This window comes from Microbulbifer mixtoriginis (SeqCode) (genome assembly GCF_052468275.1).
The window spans coordinates 3,099,375-3,123,919 of record NZ_CP174341.1; the positions used below are offsets into that span (position 1 = coordinate 3,099,375).

Consider the following 24,545-nt stretch of genomic DNA (forward strand, 5'->3'; position numbering starts at 1 on the left):
TATTACTGATTGGCTCGCATTAATGACCAAAGGCTATTTCCCAAGCAGGAAAAATAAGCCGTAAAAGCCTGATTGATTCTTAGACGCTGCTGATCCTGCGGATATAAGCCTAGTTTTGCCTCCTGACTGGCTTTAGAGCCTGCCACCAAAAAATTATTATTGATACTGGAATCCTGAATAAAGGCCTCAAAAGCCCTAGCACAAAGTTCTACTGGCTGGCTGTAATAAATAGAGCCATTTACTTTATCGGCGTTAACAGAAGCTTTCACCAGTTCACTTGGGTTATTGCCACCTTCATCCAGCATTACCGCTTTAAAGCATGCAAAAAGCAGGTCATTCAGAGGGTGGGGTACCGGGGTTGCGCCGCGTAGCCAGGCCTCAGAGGCATACATGCTACTCGAAGTGTCGCTAAATGCTTTTTGCGCAAGATAGTGATCCAGTGCATGAAACCACTCATGGGCAATAGCTCCTGGACCGGCATTTTTAGCCAGGGAAAACGACTTGGCTGAAGGGTCATAAAATGCGGAGACTCCAGGGCGGCCACCAATACCGTATTGAAAAGAGAGGTTCCCGCGCAGGGAAATCAATGTTTCGGGCCCCTGCAGTATGACCATTAAGTCGGAAAGCGCATCATAAAACAACCCTGCTGCGCGATCGCGCTCCTCAGCAGTCACCCAGCGGCCAATGGCTATAGATCTAAAGCCAAAACGCCTGCGAACATCGACAAAGGATACCTGCTCACTACCGCGCACATCCGGTCCACGGCGATAAAATTTTCGGGTTGCTACCATAGCTAGCTTAGGTGAGAACGGATGACTGGAATTTGCCCGGGATACTATTACAAGCTCGACCTGCTCCACAAGAGGGTTACCTGATCGGGCCCCGAATAAACGGCTACACTTTGGCCAGGCACCTAAAAGCTCCTTTTGCTAAGCCTTTGGTGACTCTAAATGCCCTGAAGTTGCTTATTGTGGAAAATCGAATCAAGAGCCCTTAGAGCTTTTACACCTACTTCTGCCTGTAGCAGTTTTATCTTGCCTGTCAAAACCAGTAATTCACCGGGAGTCTAACTATGGTCAAGTCCAAGCGCCCTCTGATCTCTATCAATCCATTAAACGGTGAAACTTTAAAGACTTTTCATGAGATGACTCCAGATGAACTCGATAAAGCTATCGGTCGAGCGGATAACGCTTTCGTGGAGTGGAGTAAACGAAGCTTTGGTGAGCGAGCAACAATACTCAAGCGCGCTGGACAGCTATTCGAAGAGCGCGCCGATGAACTCGCCAAATTAATGGCACAGGAGATGGGCAAGAAGGTTAACGATGGGCTTGGCGAATTAGCGCTCTGCGCAGAGATTTTTGCTTATTATGCCGAGGAAGGTGAGAAGATTTTGGCTCCGCAACACCTTTCTACCCGGGAGGGGGAGGGCACGCTGGTATTTCAACCCCTCGGTGTTGTCTATGGTATCCAGCCGTGGAACTTTCCTTTCTACCAGCCTTCCCGCTTTACCGCAGCCAACTTAATCGCCGGCAATGTTGTTCTAACGAAACACGCCTCAAATGTTCCCCAGTGTGCTGAGGCATTTGAGCAACTGTTATTCGATGCCGGTGTGCCCAAGGGGGTCTACACCAACTTGCCAATTACTTCCGCAGGTGCCGCACCAATTATCGATGATGATCGGGTAAAAGGGATATCTTTTACAGGCAGCAATGCAGCGGGCGCGAAGGTTGCTGAGCAGGCAGGGCGCAATGTGAAGAAAACCGTGATGGAACTCGGTGGTGTGGACCCATTTATCGTACTCGAAGATGCAGATATGGATTTGACCGTTGAGCGATTTGTGGAAGGTAAGCTTGGAAATTGCGGCCAAATCTGCTTAGCGGCAAAGAGAATCATCCTGACGGAACCTATTGCCGATGAATTCCTTGGGCGAGTCACCAAACTGTTTGAACAATTGAAACCGGGTGATCCCCTTGAGGACACCACAGATTACGGGCCCTTGTGCACCGAAAAAGCCGCGGAGCAACTGGAAGAGCAGGTCAGTGAGTCAGTTAAAGCCGGGGCTCACTTGCTGGTAGGTGGGAAGCGCAATGGGGCGTTTGTTGAGCCAGGCATTCTAACCGATATACCGGCAGGCTCACCTGCGGCCGAGGAGGAACTCTTTGGACCCATAGCTTGCGTCTGGGTGGTAAAAGATGAGAAGGCAGCTATTGAGATGGCCAACGATAGCCGCTTTGGCCTGGGAGGCTCGGTCTATACCAAGGATCACGAGAGGGGGCAGCGTGTAGCTGAAAAACTCGAATGTGGTACTGCCTTCGTCAATCATGTGGCTTCGAGTTATGCGAGCATGCCAATGGGTGGTGTAAAAAAATCCGGTTACGGCCGTGAACTGGGTGAGCTGGGCATCAAAGAGTTTGTAAACCAGAAGTTGATACGACACTTTAACTGAGCAGTTAACCATTCCTATTGCCCCTGTGAACCACGGGGGCTTTAAAGGGGTTTTTAGTGACAACTTTATAGGTATTGTTCACCTGACAAGTCAATTTAGACAGAGGGCTGAGTATTTAAATAAAAATACTTTGTAGGAATACCCTCATTGTCATTACATATACCCCTTGGCAGCATTCCTGCTTTTAGTAAAACACGTTCTGAAGCAATATTTTCAGGCGCAATAGTCGCAATGAATTTGTCAATGCCAAAAGTTATTGTGGCGTAGTCAATCAACCCAACCACTGCTTCGGTCGCTATGCCTTGTCCCCAGTACTCTCGGGAAAATGCATATTTAATTTCGGGATCAAATTGGTCATTAGGGTGGACAATACCGCAGAAACCAACAACCTCTAAAGTATTTTTTAATTCTACAGCGAACATACCGTAGCCACGGCTCATATAGTTTTTATGGGTGACTTTCAGCCATGCCTTAGATTCCTCATAACTTAATATATTTCCATCCCCAACCCATTGCATTGCCTCACTATCGCCATATACCTTTTGAATCATAGAGAGATCTGAATCTCTCCATTCCCTAAATATTAAACGATTAGTGGTAAACAAACTTTCTCGCACTTCACTATTATCCCTTTCGCGCTAAAATTCAAATAACTAGTAGACAGTGCATATCATAGCCTATCCATCGGATAGCTCGAAGGATCGGGTCGTAATTTATCCATTGCTATGATTGAATTCACTTTGCCTTTTAACACTTGCCGCAGGAATTGATAACCGTTTCATAGCCGCTTTGTTAATAATAACTATATTTAATTTGCCAAATCTGCTTTACCGATAGTCTTCAAAATAGTAGCGGGAATATCTCCAAACGGCTTACAAGGCCCTAAATCATGGCAAATGGTACTCAGGCCAATTTGCCTGCCAGGCTCTGAAATTGAAATAGTGATTATTGCTCCATCAGTCATTACAATTTCGGTACAACCATCACCTTCAGGTAAATAAGTCGCCCTCTCACTGTATGAAAGTTGGTCACACTTGCTGTCATAATTCCAAATAGGGGAGTTCTCTACTGTTGTCTCAATAAAAGCCCATTCTTCCATAGAAATCTCAATCTGTTTAAGTGAAGATACTGAGCCTTCAGATATGGCATACGAGACAAAAGCTTTTGAGTATTCTCCAAAAGCATTCTGTACTAGATGAGCCTTCAAATAGATAATCGGTTTCCAAGATCTTGACCAAATAATCTGGTACTCAGTTTTTCCAGCTCTTGAAATCAGGGGGGAGAACTCTGGGTGATCATCTAAATATCCCACTACATCTCTTCCTGCACAACTGGAAATAAAACTGATTAAAAATAACACTAAAAATACACGTAGAACCAAACTTACTTCTCCAGGGGGAATTGCTATGTTCTGCGCAATTACTTGTCAGGCCATTTGGTCATATTTAAAATCATGAATTTTGAATTTGGATTGCATTCTTTATTACACCACATGCCCCATTGAGAATTACCATAATCAAAGAAGTGGAAACTCAGGGACTTGCCGGAAACAGACTCTACATTAAGCTTATATACCGTGGGCTTTGCCTCTGATACATCAAAGCCTTCCTCAAACTGCTTTACTGAAGCTTCCGCCTCATTGTTTGAGAGCTCACTCATGTTTATTCTTGTAAAATACGATTCATTAGCTAGCCGCACTGGATTACTTTGAACCATTTGCGATGGAATCATTACAGGACTATAACTGCCGGGCTTTGGCCAAGCCCAACCTTCTTTATTTGTGATAATGTGGCCGTACGGGGTACATACTATTTGCCCCCACTTATTGATTGGATCTGGCAAAGAGGTTACGGCAGATTTTGGCGTCCCTTTGCAATCTCCAGCTGGTTCTGCGTATGAGGCAATCGAAAGCACGGCCATTATAACTAGGGTAATAAATCTCATCGATACTCCTTGGAGAACTATTCGCCTTATTAAGGGACAACTGAAACGCAATGGGGGTCCGGAGGGGAATTGAGCAACTTGTTAAGTAATTGCACTATATCCCCAAATGAATACTGACAGTGCCCACCAAATACATGACAATAGTAACCCGAAACCCACATATTTAAACTTTGACTCGTAAGCTTTAACCAACTTATTACCAGCAGCAACAACTGATTCATGTTTACAGCTTTTGTGACCGCCAGATAATACAAAGTCGAAACAAGCAAACCCAGTAGTATATTTTAGCGGTGACCAACCTGAGTTTGCTTTGAAATTTGCTGGTTCTCTGCTTTTAAACTCTCGATAAAAGAGAAGGTGTAGATATGCCCAGTAAGCGCATATGCCCACCCAGATGATTACTAACACTATTCCTATCATTAATACTTAACAATCCTCAGAGGTTTGAAGCCTCACTGCCCACTTTTCTGGGCAGATGCACCTTTGATCTGTAAAGTGTTTAGAGCGCACGGTAGTGGACATTTATGTTATGTGTTGTTGCTTTGTAAGTCTCACCTTGCCTCTCGAAGCATACCTTGCGAACCTCTTTTTCTTCATATTTTCTTTCGCCAACGACTCTTTGATTCGCCGTACTCGAGGTAGCACAAAAAGAATTCTCATTGTTTGTCTCAATTTTCGTAACACTTGCTTTTGAACGCGGCATAGAACTTGGCTTACCAATTTGCCTCATACTCGCTAAGAGATGCTTTTTTGTTATATGCCTTGTATCAGCACCCACTCCAGGAATATGTAAAGTTTGGCTGATTTTGTAATTTTTACTGAGCCAGGGAGATAATAATGAAACATCATTACTCATGTAAACCTCTTCAAACTTTAAATACACTGATATCTTGTCAGTTTCTGCTTTTACAAATGGCGATGTAAGTATAATTATCCAGATTAAGTTCTTCATGTTTCTCTTCGCTATCAATGTTCAAATGAGTAGCTTATTTATAAGTTATATGACGTCTACCTTTCTTCGTTAGGAGTCTACTACTAGATTGACTCCGATAAAATGGAAAGATCACTTTGCGCAGCATTCTCAGATTTTGGCAATAAGATATGATAGCCAGAGAGTATTGGTATATATTTTGTAGCCACCGCTTCAGTCGGCGGCCTGCCACCTTGATTAGAAAAATAGTATTCAAAATAGTAGGCTTTACCCCCTTCAAATGCTTCAGTGAATTCTAATATCTTTGGCTCCATGAAAGCATTTGCTTGAAGAGTTATTGTATAGGTGCCAGGCTTCAATCTGACCTTGAGGAAACCAAGGTTGTTTAGGCAACCTTCCTCCTGATCATGAATCAACAATTTTAGGCAAACAGTTGTTCCATCATTGGCCTCTGGCCGATAAACGTAAATTATTGCCTCTGATTTTGACAGAGTCTTATGCGGGGTATACTTGGGGCCTTTTGCTATAGGTCCGGCACAGCCAACTGCCAATGAAAGTAGTATTGATAATATTCCAATTCTCAGTGTCATATTAAGACCTTGATGATTTCTAACGCCCGCAATAGGGGCGGCAGGAGTTTAACGTAGACCGGTGCACACTGCCTGTGATGTTATGAATGCCATGCTTCAATGGAGGTGACTGTGTACCTTTTGCTCTCATAAATCCTTTCGGCGGGACAGAAATAATCGATGAAAACAGCCATGCTATATGAGCTTTCCTTAACCAAATAACCAATCATTTCTGGGATTTCGGCTCTTTTGCGAATCTGTATAATATACGCTGATACTTCTTTTCCAGTCTTATCCAAAAGATAGCTTCCACTTTCGGGTTGCCTGCAGCTGGAGTTAGCGTGCCACTGCGACAGATACTAGCCAACCATAGCCAAATACCGCGGCGCCATAGAGAATCAACAAAATCGGGATTGCAACAGCAGATAAAGTACTAAAGCGCTCAACTTCAATGTATGCATTTTTAGGTGAATGTGGTAGCAGGCGTACACTAACACTATCGCCTTCCTTATACCTATTCAAAAGATCATGCTCTATATTGTTGTCTTTAAACAATTGAGGGGAACGAAGTAATGGCGTGTCAGAGTAGAATTTTTCTTCCTTGTATTCATATTCAAACTCAATTTGTGCTTCGTAGATTCTTTGACCTTCCGTGTTCGCAAAATTTTTCAATTTAGATTTAGTAACTGTTGCGTCAATTAAGGGCAAAGAAGCCCACTTTTTCTTTACCCTTAGATAGACAAAGGTTTGGCAAAATCCGAGGCCTACGATTACTATCAATCCTACGTACTTAATAACCCCAAACATCATTTTTTCACTCTAAGAAACGCAACATTTATATAGTGGCCACCATGACAACTGTTTCCTACTTTTAAATAGGCTACTGCTATGGCGAAAAATGGAAAATGGTCGTTATGCCCAATATTTACTGCTAACCAATCTAATAAGTTAATGGTTATTAGGGATTTATCCTTAACTCTATGAGTTTCTCAGGACAAATCAAACACTTTTCCGAAAGATGCTGGACTTTTTTGTCAAAAATGAAACAGGCTCAGATCATCTTTTGTTGTCTTTCGGCGGCGTTACATTGTGCAAGAGAATATTTCCAGGGTTCGCGCTAACCCATGGATTTATGCAGACCTCAAAAAAAGAAAGCGCGCCATTATGTTAGGCATCCCCCCTGAAAGCAAGTAATTATGTGGACTAGAGGGGGATTTGAGAGACTATTGGTTCAATACTTTGGTGCTGTTCATTTGCATATAGGACGGCAGGCGGCGGCTTATGTTATTGGTGGCGTCAATTAGATATAACCACCCAACTTTTAAATTCAAACGATATATTTATTCTACGTTACACACGCTCAAGCGTTGCTGCTTCCAAAAACAGCTTAATTGCTGTGAAAGTTGTTCACCATTCTTACTTGTTTGGATTTGCCAATGTTTGGGATAAAGGTTTTGATAAAACATATCCGCAAAACGGTAGTCAGCTAAAATAATCACGCCCCGATCTGACTCAGTGCGAATCACTCTTCCCGCTGTCTGCAATACCCGAGTCATGCCGGGATAGCGGTAGGCAATATCAAACCCATTGACCGCTGAGAGGGTCTGTGGGTGCTCCGCCGACTGTCGTAGCAGCTCTTGCTCTTCATTTACTTGGGGAAGACCGGTACCTACGATAATTGTGCCAATCAATTTCTCCCCTACAAAATCAACGCCCTCAGCAAAAACGCCGCCCATAATGGCAAAACCCAGGCTCTGTGCACCCTCACTAAATGAGGCCAGGAAGGCTTCTCTTTCGCGATCACTGGCGCCTGGCGTCTGTTGTAGCGGCTGTATTTCCGGATAATCCTTCTGGAAATGCTCTACGACCATTTGCAGAAAGCGGTAAGAGGGGAAAAACACCAGGTAATTGCCAGGACGGCTGAAGTAAACTCGGGCAATCAAGTCCACTAGTGCTGGGAGTGCACTTTTCCGAGCCTGATAGCGGGTATCCACAAAAGGACAAAGAAAAACCCCCTGGTGGGAAGGCTCAAAAGGTGATGGCAGCATCAAGTAAGGCGTTTCTGGCTCAATCCCAAGCTGTTCAGTGACAAACTGTGTGGGGCGTAGGGTGGCTGAGAAGAAAATAGCTCCATGAAACTGGGCGCAAGATTCCTGTAGGAAACCCGCGGCATTCATACACATCAGCTTTAGTTGGTGTTCCTGCCAGGGGGCGTCCCGATCGATCACACGGGTCAGGGCCTGGTGTTGACCAGAAAGAATTTGTTCTATGCAGGCGTATCGATAAAGACATTTCAACCATTCCCCGATCTCTTCAGGGGGGAATTTTCCCTGTTCAGATAATTCACTCAGTGCATCTAGTACCTTCTGGGTAGCGCGAGTTACAGTTGCAGGGCGATCCTCTTCGGAATTCAGCGGGCTACACCAGGCTTGTACATTTTGGCTTGAGCGTATTTCCTTATAGAGGTTTTGCTCTTGAAACCGTTTGCTCCATTGAGCAAGTGCGCGTACCAGGGATTGGATACGCCGGTACAACTGTGGGTGGTTGCTTTTACAGGCCAAGGCCGCGCGGCGACTATCCCTGCGGCTCAAGCTAGCGCTGTACATTTCCCGTGCCCGCTCGCTTAAGTTGTGCGCTTCATCTACTAATAGTGCGCGCTTGTAACGCGGATCTTGTAGTGTGGAAATATGCACCAAGGGATCAAAGACGTAATTGAAGTCACAGACCACCACATCGGCCCAGGGCAGCATTTGCAAGGACAACTCAAAAGGGCACAGATGCCACTGATCTGCAACCTTCGCGAGCGCTTCCGGTGTGATCCAGGGTTGCCCCAGCAGTTGTTTGCGCGCTTGCGGCAGGCGGTCGTAAAAGCCCTGTGTGCGAGGGCAGGTGCCTTCATCATCGCGACTACACAAACCCAGTTTACAAGCGCAGGTCTTATCACGCGCACTTAGCTCCAGTAGTGAAAGCTTTAGCCCAACTCCATGTAGCTTAGCGATAGTCTCTCGCACCACCTGCCTGCCAGAGGTTTTCGCCGTGAGGTATAGCAGCTGGTCCAGCTTTTCCTCACCAAGGGCTTTGATAGCGGGGAACAGTGTACTAATGGTTTTGCCAATACCAGTGGGCGCCTCCACAACCAGTTGTCCTGCATCCCTAAGGCAGCGATAAGCGGATACCGCCAGCTGGCGCTGACCGGGTCTGTAATCAGGGAAGGGGAATGAGAGGCTTTTTGCTGTTTGAATCACTTGTTGCCGATGCGCTTGCCAGGACCTATGCCAATGGATATACAGACTGAGGGCATCTCCAGCAAAACTTTCCAAAGCCTCCCAGTTGAACAGGCTTTGCTCCGGGTAGGACTTTTTCTCTTTGAGGTTGTACCAGACCATCTGCAGTGAGACCTCTTCAACCGAACTCCCTTTTTGGCGCTGCTGTAGCAAATAGCAGAAACCGTAAATTTTAAGCTGAGCCCAATGGTATAGGCGGGTGGTCTCGGGAAGCCTATCTGGATGGCAATAGGTGGTTTTGATTTCATCCAGTTGTGCCGGCTGGTGCAAGTCAGCTTGCGGATGAAGGATATCGACCCGTCCCTCCAAGAGGATATCCTGGCCTGAGCACTCCAGCTGAACCTGTAAACGGTATTCCGCTTCTGCGCCTTTGGGGCGACGTTTTTGCAGTTTTTGGTGAGCGCGAATGCCCTCCTGGGCGGTTGGGCCTGGCCCGCCGGTATGGATCAAATCCCCTCTGCGGCAAGAGAAAGCCACTAATTCACCCACAGATAACTTTAGGGGAGAGGCGCTTGCGGAGGTGTCATGCTCCTCAGTAGGCTCCGCCAGTAGCCCTGCAACTGTAGGCTTACCCCTCAAGGCTGTAACCATTCCACATGTATCACCCGGTGGGGAATATTGTGAGCGGCAAAGAAAGTCAGCCAGCGCTGCTGGTTTTGCTGTAAGCGATCACCGGGGCCCTTGACCTCCAACAGCTTATAACTTCCTTTTTTAGGAAACAGAATCAGATCTGGCAGGCCATTGCGGTGATGATTGATATCACCGAGTAAACGTTGAAATAGTGCGTGCCAATGTTCAGCAGGAATACGATCCAGGGTCAGCTCCAGCAGTTCCTGGGATAGTGCTTCCCAGGCTACCAGAGGATTGGCAATACCCTGTTTTTCACGGTAGGTTTGCATAACCCGCAGCTTTAGCGAGCTTTGACAAAGCTCCGACAGCCGCGATTCAAACAAGCTCTGGCGTGATGAGTAAAAATTTGGGCTACGGAAATCACTGGGGGCTATTTGGAAGGGGTTATAAAAGGCACCTGGCACTGAAGCAAAGAGAATGTCCCAGATATAGAGGCCCAGTACCCCATTGAATAGACTGTTCTCTACATAGTGGCAAACACCTTCTTCCTGCCTTGCCACTTCCGCAGCTGCCAGAATTTCTACTCTTTCTGGGGCCTGGGGTAGGGTAAATATTTCTTGCGGTGGCTGATAAGGCTGGGGATTCTTCCAAGCTTGAGCACAGCCTATGCGCTTGGCCGTGCGATACCCAAAACTCTCGGCAAAACATCGTTCGGCCTCATTGAGGGGAGATTCGAGAATTTCACGGCATAGAGAAAGCGCCTGATCGAAATTACCACGCTTTGCGGCAATTCTCGTCCGGCGTTCACGGGCAGGCGGCTGCGCACAATCCTGATAGAGTCTCTCTGCAGCTTCCAACTGATCCAGTCTTTCCAGTTGTCGCGCCATCTTCAGGCGTAGACGATCCACTCGCCTGGCCAGAGTCAAATCTCCAGGAATGCCAGCGGGTAATTGACCAGTCAGTTTATGGATTCCGCCGGCATCACCAGAGAGTACCTCCTCAGCTTGTTCAAGGCAGCTGTAATAGAGTAAGTACTGCTCAATCTGCTCTCGACTCTGGAAGGGCAGCTGGTGACTATCTAATGGGTAGGGCTCATATTGGTATAACCCCAGGTCCTTCAGCACGTATTCTGTAAGGCTCTGGTTCAGATTGCCAAAAAAACAAAGCTGAAAGGTTTGAAAGCACTCGGCCCTTTGAAGTGCAAGCAATGCCTCATCGGCCATTAACCGTTTTCGCCATTCAAAGGAGGCCGCCAATAAAGCTTCCTCTAACTCTCCCCGTTTTAGGGACTTGCGTAGGCCAGCAGGCCCCGCTGAGAACAATTCCGCCTTGGTAAACAGCGCTATAAGTTCGCGGTCTGCCAGGGGTGGACTCCTTTTCAAAAAACCAGCAGAGCAAAGAGAGTCAATGGCCTCACCAAGATCGTCAATTTCTCTGTAAGACAGTTTTCCCTCTCTGAACAGTGCTCCCAAAGATGATGGAATACCCTTACGGGATAGCAGCCGAACATAAAGACGCTGACTGTCAGCATCGAGCTCGTAGAACTCACGATAAAAGTTAATCTCAGCAGGGGAAAGTAGCTGCTTGTAGCGGGACACTACAAAATCAACCAAGGCCCGGAAGTTGGTCAAATAGTAGTCAGGTGCTAGCTCGATAGTGGCGGCCATGATACGGGCAATAATGTGTCAACAATAAATCGTGGTGGGTAATATTGATATAAGAGCTGTATGGTTATACAGCATATCATTTCTGGAAACAAAACCATAGGCTGACTTTACGGACATATAAGAAACACAGCAGCAGTAAGCTTTGAATGATTCTGAGTAGCTTCCTCGTTGGTTAAAGTATCAATACTTCAAGAGACTATCGATCAAGCTATAACAGAAGGAGTGTTTTTGAGAAGGAGTGAGAGCCAATAAGGAATAAACTTAAATAGGTGAGTTGAGACACTCAACGATTTACCCATGGGTATGGAAATAGCCTTGTAAATATGTTTTTTAATAGGAGGGGAAAATTGCCCCTCCTATTCAGCTAAAAAGCTATGTAAAACTCAAGAAGCTTGAATTGAGGTTTTACTTTGATGCGCACTCGATCTGGGAACCTGTACTCTATATTCTGGGAACATATTTACGGTAACAGTAAAATCACACTTAGTAGGACCAGCAACATGCTTCAGGCCCCACCAGTATTTTATTTTAACGGTTTCGCCTGGGGCGATGGGGTGACCGTAGCTTACAAAACCATCTTCTATGGGAGTACCTACTGAATTACACAGGTATGCATCCCAGGTCATACCATTGTCATCGAGATCTAAGAATACTTTGGCGTCGAGGATAGGAAATTTTCCAGTATTTTTGAGTTCTATAAGCCCCTGAATATAACTTCCTTCTGTAGAGTCCTCGATACCAGTCCATGCAGCCCAGTGAAAACTGGTGGCCTCAAGACTATCAGAAATAAATGGCTTATCTGTATCCCAACCTTCAACATGACCAATATTTGACATGATTAATCCTTTTCTTCAGAAATATCATTAAAAAATTAATGACTGCAAGTGGGTACCGCCTATTTTTAAAAACGAAAGCATGAGAAGAGGGGAAGCAAAACAATAGCAAATCAAAAAACACGAGATATATGTTCTGGGCTTTACCCTAAGATCCCTGCTCACTGTGCACCTCTTGGTGCACAAGCGGAGTATTGGGGCCATAAAAGTTGAGATCAACCCTTAAATATTAGATGGGCAATAGTTGCGAGAATAACAACGCCAAAATTTTTACTGGGTGGAGTATGCATGCCATATAAAGCAGTCTTTGATCAGCAGCCTGGCATTGCGCCGGCAACAATTGACCGTCTTAAAGGCTGCAAAACTAAAGTAAATTCCACCAAGGCATCCAGGGCTATGATTTTGCAGGCACGCAAATAGAAAAAATCGTCTAACTCTTATTTAATATACCGAAAAACTTTACGGTACCTAAAAATAATAAACCAAAGAAATAGGGCTAATGGTGTAATCATTAATACAGCCATTTGGTTTTTTAATACCGCCATATTCATTGTGATGATCACAGTCCCCAATTCATAGATATCGGTGGCAATGATCACAGGAAGGAAAAACGCCCAAAATCTCGCGCTGCCAATTTTTTTGGCAAAAGCCAACCCAAAGAAACCCACAAAATAAGTGGTATAGATGATCAGGCTTGCTATCAACCACCAGATCGACTGATTGTATTCATTGTAAGCAAAGGCTTCATACTGAGAGATCACTTCTATCGGAACCAGAAGAAAAAACAATACCTTCCAGAGTACACTTGGCTTGTAGATTAAAGATTCATTACCAAGAGCACTCTCTGGGGCCCGGTAGAGTTCCTGCATGAAACATCCCTATTGTTATTACTTTGCAGTTCAATAAAGCTTATGTTACTAACACAAGATCCTTGAAGCTTCCCGAAGAAGGAGCCTATTAGTGGGCGCCTCAATCAACGAGAGGGCGCAGAGGATATTCTGATCCCAGGCAAAGTCAACTAATTCAATCCCCATTTTCATAACAATGCGAAATCAACCTGAAAACTCTTGTTTTTAGTCAAATTCATACTGTTTGAATACAGAAAAACCGAGGAAAAATCGGGGCAATACCTATTAGGTGGTAAATTTCTGTGACGATAAACGCAAAGTCAGGTTTTAACCTTTGGTGACATAAGTTACAGGTTTAATGCATTTCCACTTCACGGAATCATTCTTTTTTTTCGCCCGTTTATTAAATACTAAAGGCCACCTTGACCATCACCCCGTTGGCTCAGGCCGACTCCAAATCCAGATTAGCCCACAACCGATGCCGCCAACAGCGAAAAAAAGTAAATACAGATTGGAAATGTGATGAACGGCAAGAGCCATAGAAAGTGCCATGGTCAGCGTAGCCAGTAGTTTGGTTCTCCTACTGATGTAACCACTACGCCAGGTTCTTAATAGGTGACCAAATAAGTGATGTTCCTCAATCCATTGATGCAGCCGTTCAGAGCTTTTAGAGGCCGCCCAGGCACCAACAACAATAAATACGGCAGAGGGTAACCCAGGCAGGATGGCACCAATAATTCCGACAAGCATAAAGAAACAAGCCACGGCCCCCCATAGCCAACGCATCCACCCTTTGGCTAACGGAGGGGTTTCCATGTCAGGCACTTCTTCATTATGTTGACTCAACCTGAATCTCCAGTTTTAAAATCCGTTAAACAGATAAAACAATGGCTATTAGCAGCTATCTGCTCACTATATCAAAGAGGCACTAATGAGTGACACCTGCAACTTGCATTCTTACTGCGGAGCTTGGCTCTCAATATACAGTTGTGGGACCGGCAAGATTGTTACAAAGGCAACCATTGTTGTTTTCTAATGTGCTACAGGGGCGCGTCTTCATACTTTTATTAATAATCTGTAATGTCTAGCATGATAAAAAGGACTGCCTAAAAACTGTCGTCATCAATGCTCTTAAACAGAAGAAAATAACAATACGACTTTCTTCCCTTATGCCTGTAACCCAGTGTTGAAAAACACTTCTGCTTTAACACTACACTGATTAACAAAGCCGCTATCGGCTACCAAGCTGCATGTTTTATTATTGAGCATTAAGCACTATGGATTATCGGCTACAAGCGCCCGATCTGGAGTGCCTTATACAAGCAATCCGTGATAGAGGATACCTGCTGTACGGGCCCAGATTGACCGATGGAGCCATCACATACGGCGAAGTTCACTCACTCTCAAATCTGCCTCAAGGCTGGACCGATGAGCAGCAGGCTGGGCAGTACCGAGTTAAGCGCCGGGAAGATGAAGCTTACTTTGGCTATGCCGTAGGGCCTCACTCCTGGAAGAAATACCTGCAATTACCCCGCCGGCCCATATGGAAGGTCTCCAAGCAACATCAAACCATAGAAATCGTTGAGATTCAGGATTCAGCCCCAAAGCAGGCATTCCTGGGAGTTCGAAGCTGTGAGCTGCACGCCATTGCTATCCAGGATCGTATCCTGTGCCAGGGGGAATATCCCAGTGAGAGTTACCACCAAAGGCGGAAACAGTTGTTTACCGTTGCGGTGAATTGCACCTCGGCAGCAGATACCTGCTTTTGTACTTCGATGAATACCGGTCCAGAGGTCACTTTGCCCAGCGATCTCACCTTGACAGAGGTGATTGAAGCCGGGGAGCACTTTTTTCTGATCAGCAGTGGCTCGGATGCCGGTAAGGAAATTATTGAGCAACTCCCCTTGCTTCCAGCAAGTGAGGGGGAAAGTAAACTGGCTAAATGTAAGGTGAAGCGCCTTGAGGAGGAAATGCGGCGTGGACCACGCCAGTTCGATAGCTCAGATTTGAAAGAGCTACTCTATAGAAACCTCGATAGCCCGAACTGGGATAAGGTCGCTGATCGCTGTCTATCTTGTGCCAACTGCACCATGGCCTGTCCAACCTGTTTTTGCTCCACCGTTGAGGACACCACCGATCTCAGTGGCGAACATGCTGAGCGCTGGGAGCGTTGGGATTCCTGCTTTACAGCAGATCTCAGTCATATTACCGGCGGCTCCGTACGCGCCGATACCCGGTCACGCTACCGGCAATGGATGACTCACAAACTGGCCAGCTGGCACGACCAATTTGACAGCTCTGGTTGCGTGGGCTGTGGTCGCTGCATCACTTGGTGCCCTGTGGGTATCGACCTCACCGAAGAGGTCCGAAATATCCGAGCCCTGGATCAAAAACAGACGCCCAGCCAGGAGTCACCATGAAGACCATTGCCGATCTTCTTCACGAGCATCCTTTCTTTCAAGGTTTGGCAGAGAGTGATCTGCAGTTTCTGGCTTCCTGCGGTGAGAACTGTATTTATCACAAGGGCGACTACCTGGCGCGGGAAAATAGTCAGGCAAACCACTTTTTCCTAATTCGCAGTGGCCGGGTAGCAGTAGAGACTTTTGTTCCCAATCGCGGCCCCCTGTGCCTGCTCACACTCCATGGCGGTGATATTTTCGGGTGGTCCTGGCTGTTTCCTCCCTATATCTCTGCTTTTGATGCCCGCGCCATGGAAGATGTTCGCAGCCTGCGCCTGGGCGGGGAATGCTTGCGCAATAAATGCGAACAGGAACCTAAACTGGGTTTTGAGCTGATGAAGCGCTTTGCGCGAATTGCTACTGAACGGCTGCAGTCCGCACGTATTCAATTGCTGGATATTTACGGCCCAGATCACCAGGGCCACCCAACATGATCCCCTCCGTTTACCGGGTGTGCCAGCGGCGCGTGGAATATCCGGGGACTTTCACATTGCAGCTGGAAGCTAAGAACGGTAGGCGGCATAAGCCACCGATGAATTTTGCTCCCGGTCAGTTCAATATGTTGTACGCCTTTGGTACCGGAGAATCCGCCATTTCCTTTAGTGGACTGGGGAGCGAGGACGGCAAGCTCATCCATACCATTCGCGCCCAGGGGAATGTCACCCGGGCCCTAGAGCGCCTACAGGAGGGAGACACTTTAGGTGTAAGGGGGCCTTTCGGCATCGGTTGGCCTCTAGATACTGCCGCTGGCAAAGATCTTTTGATTATTGCCGGCGGTCTCGGACTGGCGCCGTTGCGCCCAGTAATCTATGCGGCGCAGCGGGAGCGACTTACCGCACGCGAGGTGCGTCTCTTTTATGGTGCCAGGCGCCCAAGTGAATTGCTGTATAGAGAGGAGCTCGCTCAGTGGAGCACCCAGCTCGAGCTTGAGACTTCGGTAGATCACGGTGATGGCTCCTGGCCTGGGCATATTGGTGTGATTACCGATCCTTTACAGGCCGCACAAATAGATGGCGCCAACTCGGTGGCGTTTCTGTGCGGCCCTGAAATTATGATGCGCTTTTGTATCCAGGTTTTGGTGCGCAAAGGTGTGCCAGCGTCCTCTATCTATCTATCCATGGAGCGCAATATGAAATGCGCCATCGGTCTCTGCGGACACTGCCAGTGGGGTCCAAACTTTATTTGTAAGGATGGCCCTGTTTTTTGCTATGAGGATATTCGCCCATGGCTGCAGATTCGCAGCTTATAAGCCGACAGCCCTACAAACCCAAACTGGCGGTCTGGAAATTCACCTCCTGTGATGGCTGCCAACTCAGCTTGTTGGACTGTGAGGATGAGCTGTTGCTGTTGGGGCAGGAAGTGGAGATCGCCTATTTTATGGAGGCCTCCAGCAAGGTAGAAGAGGGGCCTTACGATATCTCCCTGGTGGAGGGCTCCATTACGACACCCGCCGACCTGTTGAGAATTCAGGAGGTGCGGCGTCAGTCAAAGTTCCTGGTAAGTATTGGCGCCTGTGCCACTGCCGGCGGTATCCAGGCACTACGCAATTTTGCCGATGTCGTCGAGTTTACTTCTGTGGTTTACGCCGAGCCCTCTTACATTCACACCCTAAAAGAGTCCACCCCCATTGCCGCCCATGTGCCAGTGGACTTCGAGTTGCAGGGCTGCCCGATCAACAAACTGCAACTGTTAGAGGTCATCAGTGCTTTTCTGAATTCTCGTGCACCTCAGGTTTCCAGTCATTCAGTGTGTATCGAATGCAAACTTAAGAACAATGTCTGTGTATGGGTAGCCCATGGCACCCCCTGCATGGGGCCGGTAACCCATGCTGGTTGTGGCGCGCTTTGCCCCAGTTACAACCGCGGTTGCTATGCCTGCTATGGCCCGAAGGAGAACCCTAATGGTGAATCCCTGTGTCACTGGTGGGAACAAAATTTAGGAACAGACAGATCTACCGTCATTGAAAATCTACGTAATTTCAATAGCTTATCACCTCATTTTAAAGAAATTAGTCAAGATAGAGAGCATCGCCAAAAGGGAAAATCCTAACGGGTAGAGCAACTAATGGCCGGTAAAAGTAAAACCATCAAAGTCGATTATTTGGCACGCGTTGAAGGCGAGGGTGCACTCTATATACGCTACGACGATCATGGCGTGCACGAAGTGCAGTTAAAGATCTTTGAGCCCCCACGCTTCTTTGAAGCCTTTTTGCGGGGGCGCGATTACACAGAAGCACCGGATATCACCGCCCGTATTTGCGGCATTTGCCCAGTGGCCTATCAAATGAGCGCGCTGCACGCCATGGAGAACGCACTGGGTCTGGTTCCTACTGAGCCCCTGAGAAATTTGCGCCGTTTGCTCTACTGTGGAGAGTGGATCGAAAGCCATATGCTGCATATCAGCATGTTGCATGCACCGGACTTTCTCGGCTATCCCAATGCCGTGGCCATGGCCAAAGACCACCCAGAAGTTGTACAGCGGGCGTTGGAAATCAAGAAAACTGGAAATGCGTTGGTGCGTCTGCTTGGGGGTAGGGAGGTCCACCCAATCAACGTGCGCGTAGGGGGCTTTTATCGAGTGCCCAGCCTGGAGTCCTTTCAAGCACTGCGCCCCCAATTGTTAGAAGCCCACAATCTGGCAGAACTCATGACGCGTTGGGCGGCGGGTCTGCCATTTCCCCATTGTGAGCAATCCTATGAATGCGTCGCCCTGTCCAACCCCAGTGAATACCCCATGAATGTGGGGCGTATTGTTTCCAATCGCGGGCTGGATATTTCGGTAAAGGACTACGAAAAACATTTTCGCGAACAGCAGGTACCGCACAGTACGGCATTGCACAGTCTATTGATCGAGCGGGGCGCCTACCTTGTCGGGCCCATGGCGCGCTACAACCTCAACTACTCCCAACTCTCAGGAGAAGTGAGAAGCCTTGCCGAGGCGTTGGGTTTCCGAGCCCCCTGCAATAATCCCTTCAAAAGTATTGTGGTGCGCTGCCTGGAAGTACTCTACGCCCTGGAAGAGGCACTGCGCCTCATCGATGCGTTTCAACTCCCCGATGAGCCCTACCTGGCTGTAGAACCCAGAGAGGCTAGTGGCTGTGCCGCTACCGAGGCCCCTCGCGGACTGCTCTATCACCGCTACGCCATGAATGAGCAAGGCAAAATTACTTTTGCCAAGATCGTCGCTCCCACCTCTCAAAATCAAAAAACTATCGAAGATGATCTACGCCTGATGCTGCCAAAATTCATGCACCTGCCCGAGCAACAATTACAGGGTTTATGTGAGCGCGCCATTCGCAATTATGACCCCTGTATTTCCTGCTCAACCCATTTCCTGCAGCTACATTTGCAACATGAGCCAAAAAGAATCTCCTGAGCGCTGGCTGTTGGTCAGCCTTGGCAATCGCTTCCGGGGAGACGATGGTGTGGGGCCCTATCTGCTCGACAAGCTGCGCAGCCAATTAAAAGGAAGCGCAGATTTTCTGGAGAGCGGCAACGACATGGTAACCCTTGTGGGGCATTGGAAAGATCGTCAGGTCTGCTTGGTAGATGCGATTTTGTCCGATGAGCAAAAATCGGGCGAACTAATCCGTGCTGATGGTCTGGCCGATATTATCGCGCCCAGTAACTGCACGACTTCAAGCCACGGCTTTAACCTCAGAGAAGCGATCGACTTGGGCAGAGTGCTGGGAGCATTGCCCCACAGGCTGGAAATTTTTTCCATCTGTGCCGAGAACATCAGCTCCTGTGATCGTCTCACTGCCGCAGTGAAGTTAGGCGCGGAGCGTGCCGAGCAGGAGCTACTTGCGTTTCTACAAGGCGATAACGGACAAAGCTGACAACGGAGACCAGTGATGCATGAACAGTCCTTGATCAGCAATCTGATCGAAAAAATACAGCAGCTTGCCGAGAACGAAGGCGCCAGGGTAGTGGGTGCCAAGCTGCGCCTAGGTGCTCTTGCACATATCTCCGCCCCACATCTACGGGAACATTTCGAACAGGCAACTTTCGGGACCAGCCTGGAAGGATTGCAACTGGAAATTGAAGAGCTCACCGATATTCATCACGCCGAAGCCCAGGACATTATCCTGGAAAATCTGCAATTTGAGGCCAGTGATGGACAATGAGCGTCGCCGGCTAGCGATTAAAGGCCTGGTACAGGGCGTAGGGTTTCGACCTTATATTTATCGCTTGGCGCGGGATTGCCGACTGACCGGCTGGGTTGCCAACCATAGTGGTGGATTACAGTTGGAGGTTGAGGGAAAAAGCACAGGCATCGAGAAATTCCTACAGCGTCTTCCTCTGGAAAAGCCGCCGCACAGCCTGATACTCAGTATTGATAGTGAGGTAATTCCTGCCGAGGGTGACAGCGATTTTGAGATTCGAGAAAGCACCGTTGCCGCCGCACAATCTACCCTGGTTCTGCCAGATATAGCTCCCTGTAACTCTTGCCAGGCCGAATTGCAGGATTCCCGTAACCGCAGGCACAAATACCCATTCATCAACTGCACGCACTGCGGCCCGCGCTTTAGCATCATTGATAAGATGCCCTATGATCGCGCCAACACTGCAATGGATCAGTTTCCTCAATGCGCCAAATGCCAAGCTGAATACACCAATCCCGAAGACCGCCGTTTTCACGCCGAACCCAATGGCTGTCCAGAATGTGGCCCACAGCTGCAGCTCTGTGATAGCAAAGGCAAGGTGCTTCTCACCGGCCTGGCAGCCTTGAATGAGACGTTCGCCAGCCTGGCCAGTGGAAAAGTTGTTGCGTTGAAAGGTGTAGGGGGGTTCCAACTATTGGTAGATGCCGGCAATAGCCAGGCATTACAGACATTACGCAAACGCAAGCAGCGCCCACACAAACCTTTTGCCCTGTTGTATAGCTCTTTATCGGCAGCGCGACGTGATTGCCGGATTTCGGAGTTGGAGGCAAAACTGCTTACTTCACCGGCACGCCCCATCGTACTACTGGAAGCAAAACCGGAAGCGAATGCCAGGGTACACGAGCTGGTAGCGCTGGGTTCACCAGATCTGGGGGTGATGTTGCCAGCCTCACCACTGCACCTACTCCTTGCCGAAGAGTATGCGGCCCCCCTTGTCGCCACCAGCGGCAATTTGGCTGAAGAGCCAATTTGCATTGAAAATACGGAGGCTTTGCGGCGCCTTGGCAAAATTGCCGACCGTTTTTTACTGCATAACCGCCGCATAGTGAGGCCATTGGATGACTCGGTACTGCGCGTAGTAGAAGACCGCCCCTTGATGTTACGCCGTGCACGTGGCTATGCCCCACTACCCATTACCCAGGCAAAACTGTCACAACAGGCACTCACTCAATCCTATTTAGCCCTGGGAGCAGATTTAAAAAATTCCGTGGCGCTGTCCCACAATGGTTGGATTTATCAGAGCCAACATATTGGCGACCTGAGTAGCGCCACCGCAATTGAGCACTTTGACCGCACGATTGCGGACCTCACTGGCTTACAACAGCGTCGACCGCAAACGCTGATCCACGACCAGCACCCAGGCTATAGCTCTCATCGCTGGGCACTGCAACAGCAGGCTCCACGCCTGGGGGTACAACACCATGTTGCCCATCTGTTTTCCTGTATGGCCGAACACGGTCACAGTGGTGCCGCACTTGGCGTCTGCTGGGACGGCACTGGCTATGACAGCAGCGGCATAGTGAGGGGCGGGGAGTTCCTCCTCTGGGACGGTAAATCGCAAGTAGAACACGTCGCCAGCCTGCGCACATTTCCCCTGCCAGGTGGAGAAAAAGCCGTGCGCGAACCACGGCGGGCTGCGGCGGGCCTGCTATATGAAATTTCCGGATACATGGCGCTGCAACACCAGCTGCTCAAGCGCTGCTTTACCCGCAGTGAACGCCGTAACCTGGTCACCATGCTGGAAGGTGAGGTCAACAGCCCTCTATGCAGCAGTGCCGGGCGCCTGTTTGATGCAGTGGCCGCACTGTTGGGGCTATGTAGCCAGTCGAGCTATGAGGGGCAGGCCGCCATGGTGCTGGAACATAGTGCCCGAGGAATTCAGAGTAGTGACAGCTATCCATTCGACCTGTATCAGCGTCAAAGCAAGTGGGAGCTGGACTGGGCCCCCTGTATTAGCGCCTTGATACACGATGAAGGGAAGTCGCTGCCGCAGCGGGCTGCGGCTTTCCACAATACCTTGGCAAATATGATTCTGGCAGTGGTCAGTGAGATCGGGGAGCGTCAGGTCTTTCTCTCCGGCGGTGTTTTCCAAAACCGAAGACTAACGGAACGCACCGCGACACTGCTGCGTGAGCGGGGATTTACCGTGCATTGCCACAGCCAGGTCCCCCCCAACGATGGCGGTATTGCTCTTGGGCAACTTCACTATGCCCACTGCATGGCTGCAGCCGGACAACTTGCGGGGGATTAAGTGGGCATGTGCTTAGGTATTCCCGGCCTTATTGAAGAGATCACAGATAATTCCCCCCTCGAACGCCTGGGCAAGGTACGTTTTGGCGGCATAGCCCGGCAAGTCAACTTATCCCTGGTGCCAGATGCCGGCGTTGGCGATTATGTGGTAGTCCATGTGGGTATCGCCATCAGTCAGATACAGGAAGAAGAAGCCGAACGTGTTTTTCGCGACCTGGAATCCCTGAGCGGGCCGAGCGGCCAGGAGTGATGCCGTGAAATTTGTCGATGAATACCGCCAGAGCGAAACTATCCAAAAGATAGCCACAGAAATTCGCAAAGAAACCACGCGCCCCTGGACGATTATGGAAGTATGCGGTGGACAGACTCACGCCATCGTTAAGAATCGCCTCGACCAGTTACTACCGCAAGCAATAGAGTTGGTTCATGGACCGGGCTGCCCGGTTTGTGTGACCCCCCTGGATACCATTGATCGGGCCATTGCCATCGCTGGATTGCCGGGAGTGATTTTCTGTTCCTTTGGCGATATGTTGCGAGTACCCGGGTCAGAACACAGCCTGCTCGATGTGAAAGCCAATGGTGGCGACATTCGCATTATCTATTCCCCCCTACAGGCGGTGAAGATTGCCGAGGACCACCCAACAAAGCAGGTGGTCTTTTTTGCCGTAGGATTTGAAACAACCGCAGCCGCGAATGCCATGGCTGCCACCCAAGCCAAACAAAAGTCGCTTAAGAATTTTTCCCTGTTGGTTTCCCAGTTTTTGGTGACACCGGCCATCGCTTCTATATGCGCCGCCAAGGATACACGTGTGCAGGGATTTCTTGCCGCTGGTCATGTGTGCTCAATAACCGGTTACGAAAGCTATCTGCCCCTTGCCGAAAAGTATCAGGTGCCGATTGTCGTTACCGGCTTTGAACCCCTGGATATTCTTGAAGGATTGTTGATGTGCCTGCGCCAATTAGAGCAGGGCAGTTATCAGGTGGAAAACCAGTATCTAAGAGCGGTAGAGCGAACCGGCAACCGCCCGGCACAAGTGTTACTGAACAATGTATTTAGCGTTTCTGCTCAGTGTTGGCGGGGCCTGGGTGAAATTCCAGCGAGTGGCTTGGCACTTGCTGAAGAGTTTTCAGATCTCGATGCAACAAAGAAATTTGCATTGCCAGAGATCAAACCCCGGGAGCAACACCAGTGTATTAGTGGTGCCATTATGCTCGGCCTCAAAAAGCCCGGCGACTGTCCCCATTTCGGCACAACCTGCCGCCCAGACCACCCCCTGGGCGCCCCCATGGTTTCCTCCGAGGGTGCCTGCTCCGCCTACCACTGCTATAGCCAACAGGTAAAAACCCGTGAATCTTCAATGTCCTCTCCCAACAACCAATAAGGACAGTATCCGCCTGGGGCATGGCAGTGGTGGCGAGATGACCCAGCAACTTCTGAAGGAGTTTATCCAACCTCTGTTCAAAAACACCTGGATCGACCAAGCCCACGACAGCGCTACCTTGCCTTGGGATTCTGATCGCTTGGTATTCACCACCGACTCATTCGTAATTACCCCTTTGTTTTTCCCCGGTGGGGATATCGGCAAATTGGCCGTTTACGGCACCGTCAATGACTTAGCCATGGGCGGTGCCGAGGCAAAATTCTTGAGTTGCAGCTTGATACTGGAAGAAGGGTTGCCGTTCAACACATTAAAAAGAGTGCTGCAATCCATGGCTGGCGCAGCCGAGGAAACCGGTGTAAAGCTGGTTACCGGGGACACCAAGGTCGTGGAGAGAGGCAAGGGCGATGGTATCTATATCAATACCAGCGGAGTGGGTGGCTTGCTGAGTAATCACCCAATAGACCCCAGTTATATCCGCCCAGGTGACAGAATTCTATTGTCCGGGGATATTGGCCGACACGGCATTACCGTTATGGCAAGCCGTGAGGGATTGGAATTCGAAACTGCACTCACCAGTGACTGCGCCCCGCTCAATGCCGCAGTTTCAGCATTGCTCCAGGGCGGTATTCCGCTTCACTGTTTGCGGGATCTCACTCGCGGTGGTCTCGCGACGGCCCTGGTGGAACTGGCCGAAACCAGTGGGCAGGCCTTCGAACTGGATGAAGCGCAGATCCCAGTCTGCGAATCAGTCTACGGAGCCTGCGAAATGCTGGGCCTAGACCCCCTTTACGTGGCCAACGAGGGGCGTTTCGTTGCTGTTATTCCCGCAGAGTACGCTGATCAGGCCAGCGCTATCCTAAGAGAGGAACGGGTAGGGGCATCCTGTGCAATTATTGGGAAAGTCACTGGCAAGCCCAGTGCCCAGGTTATTCTAAAAAACAGCCTGGGGTGTGATCGCCTGTTACAGCGCTTGCCAGGAGAACAGTTGCCAAGAATTTGTTAGCCAATAGCATTTATAAACATCCTGCGGAAACATTGATAGCAGCCTCAACCTCCCTGGCATTGTTCATTTTAATGTCATGCATCGCCCTGATTCCCGCCCCGCAGTTTCGGGTAAGGTTCTGATTAAACTAAGTGCTAGAGCGCGATTAGTTGGCAGTGGCGTTTTGTCACAGCAAGCGGCTGGCTTCATTTTTA

The 24,545-nt window shown here is 48.7% G+C and carries 24 protein-coding genes; 12 read left to right on the top strand and 12 right to left on the bottom strand.

What is annotated here, in order from left to right; genetic code table 11:
- Positions 1 to 2: 2 nt before the first annotated feature.
- A complete protein-coding gene (locus tag ACJJIC_RS13520; protein ID WP_445357163.1) occupies positions 3 to 791 on the bottom strand; it encodes a CLCA_X family protein in 789 nt (262 codons plus the stop codon).
- 281 nt (positions 792 to 1,072) lie between these two features.
- On the opposite strand from ACJJIC_RS13520, the gene ACJJIC_RS13525 reads away from it, so the two are divergent.
- Complete coding sequence (locus ACJJIC_RS13525) at positions 1,073 to 2,446, top strand: NAD-dependent succinate-semialdehyde dehydrogenase (protein ID WP_445357164.1); 1,374 nt, start codon at positions 1,073 to 1,075, stop codon at positions 2,444 to 2,446.
- Between the two features lie 95 nt (positions 2,447 to 2,541).
- Here the strand turns inward: ACJJIC_RS13525 and ACJJIC_RS13530 are convergent, their stop codons facing one another.
- The 11 genes from ACJJIC_RS13530 to ACJJIC_RS13580 all read right to left on the bottom strand — a co-directional run bounded on the left by ACJJIC_RS13530 (position 2,542) and on the right by ACJJIC_RS13580 (position 13,938).
- Positions 2,542 to 3,063, bottom strand: coding sequence for a GNAT family N-acetyltransferase (locus tag ACJJIC_RS13530; RefSeq protein WP_445357165.1), 522 nt, complete (start codon positions 3,061 to 3,063; stop codon positions 2,542 to 2,544).
- Positions 3,064 to 3,254: 191 nt separating this feature from the next.
- A complete protein-coding gene (locus ACJJIC_RS13535) occupies positions 3,255 to 3,827 on the bottom strand; it encodes a hypothetical protein (RefSeq protein ID WP_445357166.1) in 573 nt (190 codons plus the stop codon).
- A gap of 38 nt (positions 3,828 to 3,865) precedes the next feature.
- Complete coding sequence (locus ACJJIC_RS13540) at positions 3,866 to 4,390, bottom strand: hypothetical protein (RefSeq protein ID WP_445357167.1); 525 nt, start codon at positions 4,388 to 4,390, stop codon at positions 3,866 to 3,868.
- A 499-nt stretch (positions 4,391 to 4,889) separates the two neighbouring features.
- On the bottom strand, positions 4,890 to 5,342 hold the full coding sequence (locus tag ACJJIC_RS13545; protein WP_445357168.1) for a hypothetical protein: 453 nt from the start codon (positions 5,340 to 5,342) through the stop codon (positions 4,890 to 4,892).
- 83 nt (positions 5,343 to 5,425) lie between these two features.
- The gene (locus tag ACJJIC_RS13550) at positions 5,426 to 5,911 is read right to left on the bottom strand and encodes a DUF2846 domain-containing protein (protein WP_444904750.1); all 486 of its coding nucleotides are present in this window, start codon (positions 5,909 to 5,911) and stop codon (positions 5,426 to 5,428) included.
- 315 nt (positions 5,912 to 6,226) lie between these two features.
- A complete protein-coding gene (locus ACJJIC_RS13555; protein ID WP_444939162.1) occupies positions 6,227 to 6,700 on the bottom strand; it encodes a DUF3592 domain-containing protein in 474 nt (157 codons plus the stop codon).
- 530 nt (positions 6,701 to 7,230) lie between these two features.
- A complete protein-coding gene (locus tag ACJJIC_RS13560) occupies positions 7,231 to 9,765 on the bottom strand; it encodes an ATP-dependent DNA helicase (RefSeq protein ID WP_445357169.1) in 2,535 nt (844 codons plus the stop codon).
- Positions 9,750 to 11,411: a VRR-NUC domain-containing protein gene (locus ACJJIC_RS13565; RefSeq protein ID WP_445357170.1), complete on the bottom strand. Its 1,662-nt coding sequence runs from the start codon at positions 11,409 to 11,411 to the stop codon at positions 9,750 to 9,752. The genes ACJJIC_RS13560 and ACJJIC_RS13565 overlap by 16 nt, the downstream gene beginning before the upstream one ends.
- A gap of 383 nt (positions 11,412 to 11,794) precedes the next feature.
- A complete protein-coding gene (locus ACJJIC_RS13570) occupies positions 11,795 to 12,247 on the bottom strand; it encodes a hypothetical protein (protein WP_252085917.1) in 453 nt (150 codons plus the stop codon).
- Positions 12,248 to 12,681: 434 nt separating this feature from the next.
- Positions 12,682 to 13,113 carry a hypothetical protein gene (locus tag ACJJIC_RS13575; protein WP_444884913.1) on the bottom strand — a complete coding sequence of 144 codons (432 nt, stop codon included), beginning with the start codon at positions 13,111 to 13,113 and terminating at the stop codon, positions 12,682 to 12,684.
- A gap of 408 nt (positions 13,114 to 13,521) precedes the next feature.
- Positions 13,522 to 13,938, bottom strand: a complete 417-nt coding sequence (locus ACJJIC_RS13580) for a YbaN family protein (protein ID WP_444886180.1) — start codon at positions 13,936 to 13,938, stop codon at positions 13,522 to 13,524.
- A 431-nt stretch (positions 13,939 to 14,369) separates the two neighbouring features.
- On the opposite strand from ACJJIC_RS13580, the gene ACJJIC_RS13585 reads away from it, so the two are divergent.
- Genes ACJJIC_RS13585 through hypE form a run of 11 tightly spaced genes read left to right on the top strand, consistent with a single transcriptional unit; the run spans position 14,370 to position 24,351 of the window.
- On the top strand, positions 14,370 to 15,512 hold the full coding sequence (locus ACJJIC_RS13585) for a 4Fe-4S dicluster domain-containing protein (protein ID WP_444890310.1): 1,143 nt from the start codon (positions 14,370 to 14,372) through the stop codon (positions 15,510 to 15,512).
- Positions 15,509 to 15,985 carry a cyclic nucleotide-binding domain-containing protein gene (locus tag ACJJIC_RS13590; protein ID WP_444884910.1) on the top strand — a complete coding sequence of 159 codons (477 nt, stop codon included), beginning with the start codon at positions 15,509 to 15,511 and terminating at the stop codon, positions 15,983 to 15,985. Before ACJJIC_RS13585 ends, ACJJIC_RS13590 begins: the two co-directional genes overlap by 4 nt.
- Positions 15,982 to 16,800, top strand: a complete 819-nt coding sequence (locus ACJJIC_RS13595) for an FAD/NAD(P)-binding protein (protein ID WP_444909601.1) — start codon at positions 15,982 to 15,984, stop codon at positions 16,798 to 16,800. The genes ACJJIC_RS13590 and ACJJIC_RS13595 overlap by 4 nt, the downstream gene beginning before the upstream one ends.
- Entirely contained in the window at positions 16,776 to 17,600 is an 825-nt protein-coding gene (locus ACJJIC_RS13600; protein WP_444904755.1) for an NADH-quinone oxidoreductase subunit B family protein, read from the top strand. The genes ACJJIC_RS13595 and ACJJIC_RS13600 overlap by 25 nt, the downstream gene beginning before the upstream one ends.
- Before the next feature lie 15 nt (positions 17,601 to 17,615).
- A complete protein-coding gene (locus ACJJIC_RS13605) occupies positions 17,616 to 18,926 on the top strand; it encodes a Ni/Fe hydrogenase subunit alpha (RefSeq protein WP_445357171.1) in 1,311 nt (436 codons plus the stop codon).
- Positions 18,904 to 19,389 (top strand): hydrogenase maturation protease, encoded by a 486-nt coding sequence (locus ACJJIC_RS13610; RefSeq protein ID WP_444909599.1) that lies wholly within the window; start codon positions 18,904 to 18,906, stop codon positions 19,387 to 19,389. The genes ACJJIC_RS13605 and ACJJIC_RS13610 overlap by 23 nt, the downstream gene beginning before the upstream one ends.
- Before the next feature lie 15 nt (positions 19,390 to 19,404).
- Positions 19,405 to 19,677: a hydrogenase/urease maturation nickel metallochaperone HypA gene (locus ACJJIC_RS13615; protein WP_444884905.1), complete on the top strand. Its 273-nt coding sequence runs from the start codon at positions 19,405 to 19,407 to the stop codon at positions 19,675 to 19,677.
- Positions 19,667 to 21,967 (top strand): carbamoyltransferase HypF, encoded by a 2,301-nt coding sequence (gene hypF / locus ACJJIC_RS13620; protein ID WP_444909598.1) that lies wholly within the window; start codon positions 19,667 to 19,669, stop codon positions 21,965 to 21,967. The genes ACJJIC_RS13615 and hypF overlap by 11 nt, the downstream gene beginning before the upstream one ends.
- A gap of 6 nt (positions 21,968 to 21,973) precedes the next feature.
- Complete coding sequence (locus ACJJIC_RS13625) at positions 21,974 to 22,216, top strand: HypC/HybG/HupF family hydrogenase formation chaperone (protein ID WP_444905242.1); 243 nt, start codon at positions 21,974 to 21,976, stop codon at positions 22,214 to 22,216.
- 4 nt (positions 22,217 to 22,220) lie between these two features.
- Positions 22,221 to 23,348, top strand: coding sequence for a hydrogenase formation protein HypD (hypD, locus tag ACJJIC_RS13630; RefSeq protein ID WP_444904758.1), 1,128 nt, complete (start codon positions 22,221 to 22,223; stop codon positions 23,346 to 23,348).
- Complete coding sequence (hypE, locus tag ACJJIC_RS13635) at positions 23,314 to 24,351, top strand: hydrogenase expression/formation protein HypE (RefSeq protein WP_445357172.1); 1,038 nt, start codon at positions 23,314 to 23,316, stop codon at positions 24,349 to 24,351. The genes hypD and hypE overlap by 35 nt, the downstream gene beginning before the upstream one ends.
- Positions 24,352 to 24,545 lie beyond the last annotated feature (194 nt).

What these genes read in the sequence shown, in the direction of transcription:
- ACJJIC_RS13520 (WP_445357163.1), bottom strand. Translation starts at nt 791, where the DNA reads ATGGTAGCAACCCGAAAATTTTATCGCCGTGGACCGGATGTGCGCGGT.
- ACJJIC_RS13525 (WP_445357164.1), top strand. Translation starts at nt 1,073, where the DNA reads ATGGTCAAGTCCAAGCGCCCTCTGATCTCTATCAATCCATTAAACGGT.
- ACJJIC_RS13540 (WP_445357167.1), bottom strand. Translation starts at nt 4,390, where the DNA reads ATGAGATTTATTACCCTAGTTATAATGGCCGTGCTTTCGATTGCCTCA.
- ACJJIC_RS13545 (WP_445357168.1), bottom strand. Translation starts at nt 5,342, where the DNA reads ATGAAGAACTTAATCTGGATAATTATACTTACATCGCCATTTGTAAAA.
- ACJJIC_RS13550 (WP_444904750.1), bottom strand. Translation starts at nt 5,911, where the DNA reads ATGACACTGAGAATTGGAATATTATCAATACTACTTTCATTGGCAGTT.
- ACJJIC_RS13555 (WP_444939162.1), bottom strand. Translation starts at nt 6,700, where the DNA reads ATGATGTTTGGGGTTATTAAGTACGTAGGATTGATAGTAATCGTAGGC.
- ACJJIC_RS13560 (WP_445357169.1), bottom strand. Translation starts at nt 9,765, where the DNA reads ATGGTTACAGCCTTGAGGGGTAAGCCTACAGTTGCAGGGCTACTGGCG.
- ACJJIC_RS13565 (WP_445357170.1), bottom strand. Translation starts at nt 11,411, where the DNA reads ATGGCCGCCACTATCGAGCTAGCACCTGACTACTATTTGACCAACTTC.
- ACJJIC_RS13570 (WP_252085917.1), bottom strand. Translation starts at nt 12,247, where the DNA reads ATGTCAAATATTGGTCATGTTGAAGGTTGGGATACAGATAAGCCATTT.
- ACJJIC_RS13575 (WP_444884913.1), bottom strand. Translation starts at nt 13,113, where the DNA reads ATGCAGGAACTCTACCGGGCCCCAGAGAGTGCTCTTGGTAATGAATCT.
- ACJJIC_RS13585 (WP_444890310.1), top strand. Translation starts at nt 14,370, where the DNA reads ATGGATTATCGGCTACAAGCGCCCGATCTGGAGTGCCTTATACAAGCA.
- ACJJIC_RS13590 (WP_444884910.1), top strand. Translation starts at nt 15,509, where the DNA reads ATGAAGACCATTGCCGATCTTCTTCACGAGCATCCTTTCTTTCAAGGT.
- ACJJIC_RS13595 (WP_444909601.1), top strand. Translation starts at nt 15,982, where the DNA reads ATGATCCCCTCCGTTTACCGGGTGTGCCAGCGGCGCGTGGAATATCCG.
- ACJJIC_RS13600 (WP_444904755.1), top strand. Translation starts at nt 16,776, where the DNA reads ATGGCTGCAGATTCGCAGCTTATAAGCCGACAGCCCTACAAACCCAAA.
- ACJJIC_RS13605 (WP_445357171.1), top strand. Translation starts at nt 17,616, where the DNA reads ATGGCCGGTAAAAGTAAAACCATCAAAGTCGATTATTTGGCACGCGTT.
- ACJJIC_RS13610 (WP_444909599.1), top strand. Translation starts at nt 18,904, where the DNA reads ATGAGCCAAAAAGAATCTCCTGAGCGCTGGCTGTTGGTCAGCCTTGGC.
- ACJJIC_RS13615 (WP_444884905.1), top strand. Translation starts at nt 19,405, where the DNA reads ATGCATGAACAGTCCTTGATCAGCAATCTGATCGAAAAAATACAGCAG.
- hypF (WP_444909598.1), top strand. Translation starts at nt 19,667, where the DNA reads ATGGACAATGAGCGTCGCCGGCTAGCGATTAAAGGCCTGGTACAGGGC.
- ACJJIC_RS13625 (WP_444905242.1), top strand. Translation starts at nt 21,974, where the DNA reads ATGTGCTTAGGTATTCCCGGCCTTATTGAAGAGATCACAGATAATTCC.